The organism is Leptothrix toolikensis (SeqCode) (genome assembly GCF_057922285.1).
Genome location: NZ_JBYSVC010000072.1, coordinates 1 through 12,317, shown reverse-complemented (window position 1 = coordinate 12,317; position 12,317 = coordinate 1). Strand labels below are relative to the sequence as shown.

Annotated in this window: 11 protein-coding genes; 6 read left to right on the top strand and 5 right to left on the bottom strand. The window is 63.2% G+C overall.

What is annotated here, in order from left to right; translation table 11 throughout:
* Positions 1 to 230: 230 nt before the first annotated feature.
* From AC3VI7_RS10225 to AC3VI7_RS10210, 4 genes are read right to left on the bottom strand one after another with little or no spacing between them, the layout of a single operon-like run.
* On the bottom strand, positions 231 to 1,490 hold the full coding sequence (locus tag AC3VI7_RS10225) for a M20 family metallopeptidase (RefSeq protein WP_489667656.1): 1,260 nt from the start codon (positions 1,488 to 1,490) through the stop codon (positions 231 to 233).
* A complete protein-coding gene (gene uraD, locus AC3VI7_RS10220) occupies positions 1,487 to 3,295 on the bottom strand; it encodes a 2-oxo-4-hydroxy-4-carboxy-5-ureidoimidazoline decarboxylase (RefSeq protein WP_489667657.1) in 1,809 nt (602 codons plus the stop codon). The genes AC3VI7_RS10225 and uraD overlap by 4 nt, the downstream gene beginning before the upstream one ends.
* An 8-nt stretch (positions 3,296 to 3,303) precedes the next feature.
* Positions 3,304 to 4,260 (bottom strand): allantoinase PuuE, encoded by a 957-nt coding sequence (puuE, locus tag AC3VI7_RS10215; protein WP_489667658.1) that lies wholly within the window; start codon positions 4,258 to 4,260, stop codon positions 3,304 to 3,306.
* Positions 4,261 to 4,268: 8 nt separating this feature from the next.
* The gene (locus AC3VI7_RS10210) at positions 4,269 to 5,057 is read right to left on the bottom strand and encodes a GntR family transcriptional regulator (protein WP_489667659.1); all 789 of its coding nucleotides are present in this window, start codon (positions 5,055 to 5,057) and stop codon (positions 4,269 to 4,271) included.
* Positions 5,058 to 5,130: 73 nt separating this feature from the next.
* Between AC3VI7_RS10210 and uraH the strand changes: the two genes are divergently transcribed.
* The 6 genes from uraH to dbpA all read left to right on the top strand — a co-directional run bounded on the left by uraH (position 5,131) and on the right by dbpA (position 11,943).
* Entirely contained in the window at positions 5,131 to 5,490 is a 360-nt protein-coding gene (uraH, locus tag AC3VI7_RS10205) for a hydroxyisourate hydrolase (protein WP_489667660.1), read from the top strand.
* Positions 5,491 to 5,530: 40 nt separating this feature from the next.
* Positions 5,531 to 6,748 carry a urate hydroxylase PuuD gene (locus tag AC3VI7_RS10200; RefSeq protein ID WP_489667661.1) on the top strand — a complete coding sequence of 406 codons (1,218 nt, stop codon included), beginning with the start codon at positions 5,531 to 5,533 and terminating at the stop codon, positions 6,746 to 6,748.
* A gap of 72 nt (positions 6,749 to 6,820) precedes the next feature.
* The gene (locus AC3VI7_RS10195) at positions 6,821 to 8,341 is read left to right on the top strand and encodes a nucleobase:cation symporter-2 family protein (RefSeq protein ID WP_489667662.1); all 1,521 of its coding nucleotides are present in this window, start codon (positions 6,821 to 6,823) and stop codon (positions 8,339 to 8,341) included.
* Positions 8,338 to 9,354 (top strand): porin, encoded by a 1,017-nt coding sequence (locus AC3VI7_RS10190; RefSeq protein ID WP_489667663.1) that lies wholly within the window; start codon positions 8,338 to 8,340, stop codon positions 9,352 to 9,354. The genes AC3VI7_RS10195 and AC3VI7_RS10190 overlap by 4 nt, the downstream gene beginning before the upstream one ends.
* 125 nt (positions 9,355 to 9,479) lie before the next feature.
* Positions 9,480 to 10,493: a porin gene (locus AC3VI7_RS10185; protein ID WP_489667664.1), complete on the top strand. Its 1,014-nt coding sequence runs from the start codon at positions 9,480 to 9,482 to the stop codon at positions 10,491 to 10,493.
* Positions 10,494 to 10,551: 58 nt separating this feature from the next.
* Positions 10,552 to 11,943 carry an ATP-dependent RNA helicase DbpA gene (dbpA, locus tag AC3VI7_RS10180; RefSeq protein ID WP_489667665.1) on the top strand — a complete coding sequence of 464 codons (1,392 nt, stop codon included), beginning with the start codon at positions 10,552 to 10,554 and terminating at the stop codon, positions 11,941 to 11,943.
* Positions 11,944 to 11,985: 42 nt separating this feature from the next.
* Here the strand turns inward: dbpA and AC3VI7_RS10175 are convergent.
* Positions 11,986 to 12,317, bottom strand: a 332-nt coding sequence (locus AC3VI7_RS10175) for a phage integrase N-terminal SAM-like domain-containing protein (protein ID WP_489671496.1), incomplete at its 5' end; no start/stop codon positions are given.

The following is a 12,317-nucleotide window of genomic DNA, read 5'->3' as shown; positions in this document are numbered from 1 at the left end:
CGATCACCCCCGGCGCGAACAGATTCAGTCGAGAAAGTTTGCCGCCGTACTCGACGAACACCAGTTGGTTTTGTGTACTGCGAAAGCGGCTACCGATGGCCCCAGCCAAGCCGGCGACCAGTTGTGTTTGCGATGCCATGTTGCATTCCCCTTCAGGGGCGAAAGCGCCCTGAGAAAGCCCAATCTAGGCCTGAAAGGTGAACGGCACAAGCCGTATTTCTCACCCTTTGTCAAAGGGGGCCGGGGAGATTTCCCAACACATCCACCAGCGTCCGTGCCACCACCTTGGTGGCGCGGCGCAGGTCTTCGAGCACGAGGTGTTCGTCGGCGCGTTTGGCGTTGCTTTCAAACACGGTGCGCGGGCCGGCACCGTAGATGGCGGCGGGGATGCCGTAGGCACCGAACAGTCGCACATCGGTGTAAAGCGGCGTGCCAGAGGTCGGGATCGGCTCGCCAAACACCGCTTCGCCGTGGCGTTGCAGGGCGGCCACCAAGGCGGCGTTGCCCGCTTGGGGCTGGAGCGACTCGGCCAACAGCAGGCGGCGGATTTCGACGCGCAGGCCGGGGTAAGTGGCAGCGGCTTCTTCGATCACGCGGCGCACATCGGCTTCAACCTCGCTGGAGTTTTCTTCAGGGATCATGCGGCGGTCGAGTTTGAAGACCACCTTGCCAGGCACCACGTTGGTGTTGGTGCCGCCTTCGATCCGGCCCACGTTGAGGTACGGATGCTTGATGCCCGGCACCTGCGACGTCACAGCCTTGTAGCGCTGGTTCTGGGCGTAAAGCGCGTTCAGGATCTGCACCGCGCCTTGCAGCGCGTCGATGCCGGTGTCGGGAATGGCGGCGTGCGCCATCTTGCCGTGGACCGTCACCTCAAGCTGCAAACAGCCGTTGTGCGCAGTGACCACTTGGTAGCTGAAGCCGGCAGCCAAGAGCAAGTCGGGCTGGGTCAGGCCTTGCTGCAACAGCCAGCCGGGGCCGAGTTCACCGCCAAACTCTTCGTCGTAGGTAAAGATCAGCTCGGCCGCCCCTTTCAGCGCCAGCCCTTGCGCGGCGCTCACGGCCTCCAAGGCGCGCACCGCAAAGGTGTAGGTCGCGAAATCGCTCTTGCTCACGGCCGAGGCCCGACCGTAGAGCTTGCCGTCCACCACCTCCGCGCCATAAGGGTCGTGCGTCCAGCCCTCGCCGGGCGGCACCACGTCGCCATGGGCGTTGAGCGCGATGGTCGGCCCACCTGCACCGTAGCGGCGACGCACGATCAAGTTGGTCAGCGACTCCAAGCCGTAGTCGCGCACGGCTTGCGCTGGCACGGGGTAAGCCGCCACCTCAAAACCGAACGCCGTCAGCAACTCAGCGGTGCGCTGGGCGTGCGGGGCGTTGTTGCCGGGCGGGGTGTCGGTGGGCACGCGCACCAAGGCTTGCAAAAAAGCCACTTGCTGGTCGAAATGCTGGTCGATCCAAGCGTCAAGCAAAGCGTGGAGGGTCGTCATGGGGTCATCTCACGTTCAAGTTGGTCCACCAAAATTTTGAAGGCCTGCACGGCCAGCTCGGCGTCGTCGCTGGTGATGCTCTCCAGCGGGTTGTGGCTGATGCCACCGTTGCCGCCCCGCACAAACAACATCGCCTGCGGCAAGAGCTCGTGCAACTTCATGGCGTCGTGCCCGGCCCCGCTGGGCAAGGTGTGTACCGGCAAACCCAGCTGCGCCACGGCGCGCTCCCAGCGGGCCTGCCAAGCGGGGTCGCTCGGTGCTGCGGGCGCGCGCATGCTTTCTTCGAGCTGGGCGTGCAGCCCGCGTGCGGCGCAGATCTCGTCCAAGTGACGGCGCACATCGGCCAGACAGGCGTCACGCGCACTGTCGGTGGTGGCGCGGATATCAAGGCTGAAGCGGCAGCAGCCCGGCACCACGTTGATGGAGCCGTTCGGCACGCTGAGCATGCCCACCGTGCCCACCACGTGCTGCACCGACGCGGCGCGTTGTTCGACAAAGAGCAGCAGCTCAGCCACCGCCGCCGCCGCATCGCGCCGCCGACCCATCGGCGTGGTACCGGCGTGGCTGGCTTGACCGCGCACTTCGCCCATCAGCCGCACGCTGCCGTTGATCGAGCTGACCACGCCCAGCGGCAAGTCCAGCTCGCTCAGCACCGGACCTTGCTCGATGTGAACTTCGACAAAACCGAGATAGCGCGCCGCGTCGCGGGCCAGCGCGGGGATCTGCGCCACGTCCAAACCGGCCTCAGACAGCGCAGCGCGCATCGGGATGCTTTCGGCATCGAGCTGATCGAGCCACATGGGCTCGAACTGCCCCACCAACGCGCTTGAGCCGATGAAGGTGGCTTTGTAGCGCTGGCCTTCCTCTTCGGCAAAGCCAACCACCTCGATGCCAAAGGGCAGCCGCCGACCGGCGCGGTGCAGCTCGCGCACCACCGCCATCGGCACCAAGATGCCCAAACGCCCGTCGTACTTGCCACCGTTGCGCACGGTATCGAAGTGGCTGCCCGTGAGCAGCCGACGGGCCTGCGGCTCCGTGCCGTGATAAACCCCCACCACATTGCCCACGGCGTCGATGCCAACCTCATCGAAGCCACAGTCCTCGCGCATCCAGCGCGCCAACTGTGCCGCGCAAGCGCGGTGCGCCTCGGTCAAATAGGTGACGGTCAACTCACCGCGTTCGGCGTAGCCCGGTTCGCTGTGCTGTGCCAGCTGCTCGGCTCTATCCCAAACCTGGTGGCCCAGCTCGGGACTCAGTCCGAACTTGTCGCCCAAGCGGATCTCGGCGATGCGGTGGATGTTGCGCAAACACTCAGCGCGCTCGTCCTCCGGGTGTGCCGCCAGCCGCCGCTCAAAGGTGGCGATGATCTCCTGCCGCCCCAAACCTTGGCCACGCGGGCCGCGCACCGCCAAGATGAAGGGAAAGCCAAAGCGGGCGTTGTAGTCAGCGTTGAGCTGCTGCAACTGCGCGAATTCAGCCGGAGTGCAAGCGGTCAAACCCGCACGGCTTTGCTCGCCGGTCGATTCCATCGTCAAGGTTTTGCTCACCATCGCCTTGCCCGCCAGCTCAGGGTGGGCGCGGATCAGGCCGAGTTGTTCGGTGAGCCGAGCGTGGCGTACCACCTCGGCCAGCACCTGCTTGAGGTGCGCCAAACTTTTGAACGGCCGCTGGGTAGCGGCCCGCGCAGCAATCCAAGGCGAATGCTCATAGGTGCCGTCGAGCAAGGCGACACATTCATCAAGCGTGGCGGCGTTGAGCTGCGCCAGCGTGATGCGTGGTGTGATGCGTGGCATGAGAGAAGACATGGGCAGGCTCACTCCCACACAAAGGCGGTGGCTGGGTTGAAGGGATGGGTTTGACGCCAGTGCCGGGCGATGTCGATGCGGCGCGTGATCCAGACCCGGTCGTGGCTTTGGATGTGATCCAAAAAGCGTTGCAGCGCCTTGATGCGCCCCGGTCGGCCCAACAAGCGGCAATGCATGCCAATCGACATCATCGACGGCTGCTGCGCGCCTTCGGCGTACTGCACGTCAAAGGCGTCGCGCAAGTACTCAAAGAACTCGTCACCGTGGCTGTAGCCCTGCGGCAAGGCAAAACGCATGTCGTTGCAGTCCAAGGTGTACGGCACCACCAGCTGCGGCGCCAAGCTGCCATCGGTTTTGCGCACCTGCAACCAAAACGGCAGGTCGTCGCCGTAGTAATCGCTGTCGTACTCAAAGCCCCCCAAGTCAGCCACCAGCCGACGGGTGTTGGGGCTGTCGCGGCCGGTGTACCAGCCCAAGGGCCGCTCGCCGGTGAGCTGCTCGATGAGGCTCATGCCAAGGCGCATGTGCTCACGCTCCACGGCTTCATCAAGGTTTTGGTAAGGGATCCAGCGCCAGCCGTGGCAAGCGATCTCGTGGCCAAGTTCTTTGAAGGCTGCGGTGAGTTCAGGATGACGTTGCAGCGCCATCGAGACCCCAAACACCGTCAGCGGCAGGCCGCGTTGTTCGAACTCACGCAGGATGCGCCAAACGCCCACGCGGCTGCCGTATTCATAGATGCTTTCCATGCTCAAGTGCCGCGCCGCAAAGGCCGGCGGATTAAACATCTCGGAGAGGAACTGTTCGCTGCCCGCATCGCCGTGCAACACCGAGTTCTCGCCGCCCTCTTCGTAGTTGAGGACGAACTGCACAGCAATGCGCGCGTTGCCGGGCCACTGAGCGTGGGGTGGGTTGCGACCATACCCGACCAAGTCACGGGGGTACGGCGGGGTGGAAGAAGGATGCATACCGGGGTTCAACCTTGGGTTTTTCGACGGGATGGGCTGACTTTGGCGGGCGCAACCTGTGGGAGCAACACGCTGGCCAGATCGGGCACACGCGGATGCAGGCGCAAGTTGCGCTCCACTTGCCCAAGGTGCGCCGCCATCAGCTGTTCAGCCGCTTCGGCATCGCGGCGCACCAGCGCTTCGACCAACTGGCGGTGTTCGCCGTGCGACTGCTCGGCCGAATGGGCGCTTTGATACATCAGCGAAATCAGCGCGCTGCGCCGCAGTAAGTCGTCGAGCAGTTGCGCCAGCACCTCGTTGCCCAACATGCGCGCCAACAGCACATGAAAGTCGGCCAAGAGCCGCGTGCGCCCCGGCACATCGGTGCGCGCCACCGCCGTGGCCTCGGCCTGCAAGTGGGTTTCCAAACGCTGCTGCATCAGCCGCAACTGGCTGTCGCTGAGCTCGGTGCAGAGCTGACGCACCATGGCCGACTCCAGCATGGCGCGCACTGCAAAGACCTGCTGCGCTTCGGCCACGCTGGGCTGAGCGACAAAAGCGCCGCGCGCGGGCTCCAACGTCACCAGCCGATCGCGGCTGAGCTGATGCAGGGCTTGGCGCACAAGGGTGCGCGAGACCTGAAAGATGTCGGCGATGGGTTGTTCGGCCAATTTGGTGCCGGGCATCAAGCGGCGCTCGACGATGGCCGTGGTGATGGCTTGGACGATGCGCTGCGTCGTGCCGTCCAACGCAGCAGGATGGGGCGAGGTAGGCGGGGCAGATGACGCAGAGGGAGCAGGAGCAGCGCGGCGAGACATGGTTGAAAGTGTATACACTTTGTTGAAGCAAAGTGCTCAACATGCGCACCCAATGTGCCAAGAAAGGAACCCCATGGGCCACCTCAGCACCCATGTGCTCGACACCATGCATGGCTGCCCCGCCGCTGGCATGCAGCTCAGCTTGCAACGCATCCACCCCGATGGCTCGGTCGAAACCCTGCAACACATCACCCTCAACGGCGACGGTCGCAACGACGGGGGCGCGCTTCTCAAGGCTGAATCCATGGCCCAAGGGCGCTATCGACTGTTGTTTGCCGTGGCAGATTACTTTCGCCAACGGGGGGTGACCCTGCCTGAGCCGCCCTTCATCGACGTGGTGCCCATCGACTTTGGCATCCATGACGCCCAAGGGCACTACCACGTGCCGCTGCTCGTCAGCCCGTGGTCCTATGCCACGTATCGGGGCTCCTGAACACCTTTTCGTGCCCCAAAACTGTATACAGCGCACCATCATGGACACCTATCTTTTGAATCACATCCTCGACTACAGCAACTTGCTGCTGCGTTGGGCGCATGTCATCACCGCCATCGCTTGGATCGGCTCATCGTTCTATTTCGTCTTCCTCGACAACAGCCTCACCCGCCCCACCTCGCCCGATTTGATCCAGCGCGGCGTGGGCGGTGAGCTCTGGGCGGTGCATGGCGGCGGCTTTTACAACCCGCAAAAGTACCTCGTGGCACCCAAGACCCTGCCGGAGCATTTGCACTGGTTTTACTGGGAGAGCTACTCGACGTGGCTCACCGGCTTTGGCCTGTTCACAGTGCTTTACCTCTTCAACGCCAGCACCTTTTTGATCGACGCCAACGTGCATGCGTGGCCCCCCGCGCAGGCCATTGGGGCGGCACTGGGGTTTTTGGCGGCGTTTTGGCTCGTCTACGACGTGATCTGTCGCAGCTTTGGCGGGCGGAAATACGGTGATCTGATCGTCGGCCTCGCCGTCTTGCTCTGCGTGATCGGCGCGGCGTGGCTGGCCAGCCAGCTCTTTGCCGGCCGGGCGGCCTTTTTGCTGGTCGGCGCCATGATGGCCACCGCCATGAGCGCCAACGTCTTCTTTTGGATCATTCCCGGCCAAAAGAAGGTCATCGCCCAGCTCAAGGCCAGCCAAGGGGTCGATCCCGTCCACGGCTTGCGCGCCAAGCAGCGCAGCGTCCACAACACCTATTTCACGCTGCCGGTGCTGGTGGCGATGCTCTCCAACCACTACAGCTGGCTCTACATGGGGCCACACAACTGGGTGGTGCTGGTGCTGTTGATGCTGGCCGGGGCTTTGATTCGGCACAGCTTTGTAGCGCGCCACAAAGCCAGCGTCGAAGGCCGACGCGCACCCTGGGAACACGCCCTGATCGGCACAGCTTTGCTGCTCGGCGTGGCCTTCTGGCTGGCCCCAGCACCGCCCAGCGCGGCTGAGCGCGAAGCCGCCACCCACCCGCTGCGTTTTGCCCAAGTGCAAAGCGTGATCGAGCAGCGCTGCGTGCCCTGTCACAACGCCCAGATCCAGAACAAAGGCGTCGCCCTGCACACCCCTGAGCGCATCCAGCGCCACGCCCAAGCCATCTACCAGCAAGCGGTCATGCTCAAGCTCATGCCGCTGAACAACGCCACCCAAATCAGCGAACAAGAACGCCAACTGATCCAGCGTTGGTTCGAGATGGGTGCGCCGCTGGAATGAAGCTTGCTTTGACTGCGTGACATCGTTCACATCACGCCCATCGCGCCTCACCCAAACGCCAAGGACACTTTGATGACTGCCGCATCCGTTCAAACCGTCCACCCCGTGGATGAACGACTCCCCACCGGCCGACTGGCCGCGCTGGGTTTGCAACACGTGCTGGTGATGTATGCCGGTGCCATTGCCGTGCCGCTGATCGTCGGGCGCGCCTTGAAGCTCAGCCCCGAGCAAGTGGCCACCCTGATCTCGGCCGACCTCTTTTGCTGCGGACTGGTGACGATCATTCAGTCCTTGGGTTTGGGCAAGTTTTTTGGCATCAAGCTGCCGGTGATGATGGGCGTGACCTTCGCCGCCGTGGGCCCGATGGTGGCGATGGCCAACGCCCAAGGCGGGGTGGACGGTGCCCGGGCGATCTTCGGCGCGATCATCGGTGCCGGGTTGATCTCGATCGCCATCGCCCCGCTGATGAGCCGCTTGCTGCGCTTTTTCCCGCCGGTGGTCACCGGCACCATCATCGCGGTCATCGGCATCAGCCTGATGCGCGTCGGTGTGGGTTGGGCCTTGGGCGGACCGGCCCACTTGGCGCAAAACGTCGATGTGCCCAAACTGGCCGTCATGGTGGATAGCGCCAAGGCAGCGGTAGCGGCTGCATCCCAAGCGGCCTCGGCCCCGGCACTCAAGCTCGCGGGCAGCGTGCCGATGCTCAACAACCCCAACTACGGCGCACTCGACAACCTCGGCATCGCGGCGTTCGTGCTCCTCAGCATCGTGCTGCTCATGAAGTACGCCCGGGGCTTTGTGAGCAACATCACCGTGCTTTTGGGCATCGTGGCAGGCTGCGGGGTGGCGGCCCTGCTGGGCAAGATGAACTTTGACAAAGTGGCCAAGGCCTCTTGGTTCGATGTCGTCACCCCCTTCGCCTTCGGTCTGCCCACTTTCGACATCGTCATGGTGCTGACCATGGCCTTGGTGATGATCGTGGTGATGATCGAATCGACCGGCATGTTCCTCGCCTTGAGTGATATGACCGGCAAGAAAATCAGCCCACAAGAACTCGCGGCCGGGTTGCGTACCGATGGTCTGGGCACCGTCTTGGGCGGTATCTTCAACACCTTCCCCTACACCAGCTTCTCGCAAAACGTCGGTCTGGTCGGCGTCACCGGCATCCGCAGCCGTTGGGTCTGCGTGGCCGGCGGGGCCATCATGATCGTGCTGGGCCTGCTGCCCAAGGTCGGGGCTTTGGTCGAGTCGATTCCCCAAAGCGTGCTGGGTGGTGCGGGCTTGGTGATGTTCGGCATGGTGGCCGCCACCGGCATCCGCATCCTCTCCGGCGTGGACTTCAAAACCAACCGCCACAACCTGAGCATCGTCGCCATCTCCATCGGTTTCGGCCTGATTCCGCTGGTGGCACCGCGCTGGATGCAGCAAATGGCGCTGCCCCTGCACCCGCTCATGGAGTCGGGCATTTTGCTGGCGTCCTTCTCAGCCGTGCTGCTCAACGTGGTGTTCAACGGCAGCCGCCGCAACAGCGACAACAGCGACATCACCACGCAAGCCCACACCGCATCTTTTTCCACCCAAGAGGTCCTATGAAAACCACTGCCATCCACACCCTGATCGCCACCGCTGTTCTTGCGAGCATCGCCGCCTTGCCTGCGGTGGCGCAGGCCCAAACCAGTGTCAAGTTAAGCGGCTTGGTTGATCTGGGCGTCTCCTCGCTGAAAAATCCCGGCGATGCCTCGGCCAAGACCACGATTGATAGCGGCAACATGAGCACCAGCTGGTTTGGCTTTAGCGGCAGCGAAGACTTGGGCGGTGGACTGTCAGCGGTCTTTAGTGCAGAACAATTCATCCGGCCCGACATGGGTCAATCCGGGCGCTTCACGGGGGATGGGATGTTCACCCGAGGGGCCTACGTCGGCCTGAAGTCGAGCACCTTGGGCGGCATGACCCTCGGCCGCAACACCACGCCGTTGTTCATCTCAACCTTGGTCTTCAACGCTTTCGGCGACTCTTTTGGCTTCTCCCCGGCCATCCGCCACTACTTCATCAGCGGCACCGTGACCGGCGACACCGGCTGGAATGATTCGGTGCAGTACAGCAGCCCGAACATGGGTGGCCTGAGCGTCAACCTGATCAACGCCCAAGCTGAAGGCAGCAACGGCATCAACTGGGGCGGCAACGCGATGTACTTCTCGGGCGCACTGGCCCTGAGTTACGCCATGCAAGACGTCAAGAAGGACATCAGCACCACGGTCGCGGTGGACGACACCCACACGTGGCAGCTCGGTGGCTCCTTCGACCTGAAGTCGGTCAAGTTCTATGCCCAGATCGGTGATGTGAAGAACAACACCACCGGCACCGACCACAAGATCAGCGGCGCAGGGGCCAAGGTGCCCATGGGCAACGGTGCGGTTTTGTTGCAGTGGGGTCGCCTTGAAAGCACCCCGTTGGCGGGTGCCACCACAGCACGCAACACCTTGTCGCTTGGCTATGACCACACGCTGAGCAAACGCACCGATCTGTACGCCGTGTGGATGCGTGACTCGGTGGATCAGTTGTCGGACGGCGGCGGCGTCTCGGTAGGGATCCGGCACGCGTTCTGAATTGAATCTCCCCGGTGATGGAGGGGGGTGGCAACACCCCCCAAATGAGGGTTAGCCCTGAGCCACATTCGTGACAAATCGTGCAAAAGCGCAACAATGCGGCCATCTTTTAACAGGAGCTCTCCATGAAACGCACTGCCTTCCCGTCCACTCGCCTTGGTCTTCTGAGCTTGGCCACTTTGGCCGCCTTCGCGGGCTCAGCTCATGCTGAGACCACCCTGAAGCTCACCGGGACCATCGACATCAGCGTGGGCTCCTCAAGAGCGCCTAACGGCGCAGGCATTGCCAGCTTGGACAGCGGCAACATGAGCACGAGTTGGATCGGTTTCGAAGGCAACGAAGAGCTCGGCGGCGGCTGGAATGCGATCTTTCAAGCCCAAGAGTTCTTGCGTGCGGATACCGGCGCGACGGGTCGTTTCACGGGCGACGGTCAGTTCTCACGCGCGGCCAATGTCGGTCTCAAACATGCCAAATACGGCACGCTGACGGGCGGTCGCAACACCACCCCGCTGTTTGTCTCGACCTTGATGTTCAACGCCTTTGGTGATTCCTTCGGCTACTCGCCAGCGATCCGGCAGTACTTCACCAGCGGCACCGTCACGGGTGACACCGGCTGGAACGATTCAGCGCTCTACACCAGCCCGTCGCTGGCGGGTTTCACGCTCGGCGTGATCGGTGCTCTGGGCGAAGGCAGCGGCGGCCGCAACTGGGGCTACAACCTCGGCTATGCGCGCAACGCGCTGGGTTTGTCCTACTCGCAACAATCGGCCCGCAAAGACAACAGCCCGACATCGGCCGTGGATGACACCCGTACCAGCCAGATCGGTGCGTCGTATGTTTTGGGCATGGTCAAGCTGTTCGCGCAAGCCGGTGACGTGCAAAACCTCACCACGGACACCAACTACAAAATTGGCGGTTTGGGGGCCACCCTGAGCTTCGGTAAGGGCTCATCCATCATGCTGCAAGCCGGCAAGATCACCCCGGGCCTCAGCACCTTGCCGACACGCACCACGGTGTCGCTCGGCTATGACCGTGCCTTGTCCAAGCGCACCGACGTGTACTTGGTCGGCATGAGCGAAAAGGTGGATAACCTCACCGACGGCGGCAGCTTCTCGCTGGGCGTGCGCCACAGTTTCTAAGCCGCGTCGCGCTGCGACAAAGCGAAGAAACCATGCCGGGGCACCGATAATCCCCGGCATGAACCCTAACTCTTTCTCGAATCTGCCCCTGCCGCCCGCGACCTTGGTCACCTTGGAGCGCTTGGGCTATGTGGCGATGACACCGATCCAAGCCGCCGCCCTGCCCTTGGCGCTGGCCGGCAAAGATCTGATCGCGCAGGCCGCCACCGGCAGCGGCAAAACAGCCGCCTTTGCCTTGGCCTTGCTGCAACGCATCGAGACCAGCCGCTTTGATGTCCAAGCCTTGGTGCTGTGCCCCACGCGCGAACTGGCCGATCAAGTCACCCAAGAGATCCGCCGCTTGGCCCGCGCTGAGGACAACATCAAGATCTTGACCCTGTGCGGCGGCAGCCCCATCCGGCCGCAGCTCGACAGCTTGGCGCACGGCGCGCACATCGTGGTCGGCACACCCGGGCGTTTGATGGATCACCTAGAACGCGACAGCCTGAACTTGGCGCAGCTCAGCACCTTGGTGCTCGATGAGGCCGACCGGATGCTCGACATGGGCTTCATCGACGACATCCGCACTGTCGTCAAACGTTGCCCCAAAAATCGGCTCACGTTGCTCTTTTCAGCCACCTACCCGGACGACATCGCCGCCTTGGCGCAGCAGTTCATGCGCACGCCGCAGCGCATTGAGCTCAACGCCCAGCACAGCGCGAGCACCATCGAGCAGCATTGGTTCGAGGTGAATGAAGCCGACCGCCTGCACGCCGTGACTTTGCTGCTTTGGCACCATCGCCCGAGCCGCACCTTGGCCTTTTGCAACACGCGCCAGCAATGCCGCGATCTGGTCGAGGTGCTCAAGGCCCACGACATCGAAGCCTTGGCGCTGCACGGCGAGCTGGAACAGCGCGAACGCGATCAAGTGCTGCTGCAATTTGCCAACCACAGCATCTCGGTGCTGGTGGCCACCGATGTGGCCGCACGCGGCTTGGATGTGGCCGACATGGACGCCGTGATCAACGTCGATGTTTGCCATGAACCCGAAGTCCACGTGCATCGCATCGGCCGCACCGGCCGCGCTGGGGCCCAAGGCTTGGCGCTCAACTTGGTCAGCATGGAAGAAATGGGCCGCGTGGGCCGCATCGAGCTGCTCCAAGGCCGCGAAACCGTCTTTGAAGCCCTGCCCGCCGAACCCGACGGTCGCCCCGAGCCACTGCGTCCGCCGATGATCACGCTGCAAATTCTGGGCGGCCGCAAAGACAAAATCCGCCCCGGTGACATCCTTGGCGCGCTGACGGGTGATGTGGGCCTAGACGCCAAACTGGTCGGCAAAATCCACGTCGGCGACTACACCGCCCACGTCGCCATCGCCCGCACCCACGCCGACGAAGCCCTCAAACGCTTGGACGCCGGCAAACTCAAGGGCCGCAAAGTCAAAGTGCGCTACCTGCACGACGTGGTCTAAACCCCCACCCCAGCCCCTCTCCCGCCACGCGGGCGAGGGGAGCTATCCACAGTCCTGAGCCCCTCGCCCACGTTGTGGGAGAGGGGTTGGGGTGAGGGCCTGCACGGCAGCGTGTTGGCCCTCCAGCAGCCGCATGCCCGTGCCGTACAGCAAATGCGCCACCAACCCCGTCACCCCCGATAGGTTTTGCAGCAACCCTTGGATCTCGCGCTGCGTCAACACCACCGGCAAGCGCTGCGCCTTTTTGGCCACCACCACTTCTTCCAGCCAAGGCAGATCAACTTGCAGCACTTGCTTGTACAAAAACAGCAGCGCCGCCTTGGCTTGGTTTTGTGTCGAAGCCGACACCGTGCGCTCGACCGCCAAATGACTCA

Bases quoted from the DNA above. Each gene is read 5' to 3' on its own strand.
- AC3VI7_RS10190 (WP_489667663.1), top strand. From the start codon at position 8,338: ATGAAAACCACTGCCATCCACACCCTGATCGCCACCGCTGTTCTTGCG.
- AC3VI7_RS10225 (WP_489667656.1), bottom strand. From the start codon at position 1,490: ATGACGACCCTCCACGCTTTGCTTGACGCTTGGATCGACCAGCATTTC.
- uraH (WP_489667660.1), top strand. From the start codon at position 5,131: ATGGGCCACCTCAGCACCCATGTGCTCGACACCATGCATGGCTGCCCC.
- AC3VI7_RS10200 (WP_489667661.1), top strand. From the start codon at position 5,531: ATGGACACCTATCTTTTGAATCACATCCTCGACTACAGCAACTTGCTG.
- uraD (WP_489667657.1), bottom strand. From the start codon at position 3,295: ATGTCTTCTCTCATGCCACGCATCACACCACGCATCACGCTGGCGCAG.
- dbpA (WP_489667665.1), top strand. From the start codon at position 10,552: ATGAACCCTAACTCTTTCTCGAATCTGCCCCTGCCGCCCGCGACCTTG.
- AC3VI7_RS10185 (WP_489667664.1), top strand. From the start codon at position 9,480: ATGAAACGCACTGCCTTCCCGTCCACTCGCCTTGGTCTTCTGAGCTTG.
- AC3VI7_RS10195 (WP_489667662.1), top strand. From the start codon at position 6,821: ATGACTGCCGCATCCGTTCAAACCGTCCACCCCGTGGATGAACGACTC.
- AC3VI7_RS10210 (WP_489667659.1), bottom strand. From the start codon at position 5,057: ATGTCTCGCCGCGCTGCTCCTGCTCCCTCTGCGTCATCTGCCCCGCCT.
- puuE (WP_489667658.1), bottom strand. From the start codon at position 4,260: ATGCATCCTTCTTCCACCCCGCCGTACCCCCGTGACTTGGTCGGGTAT.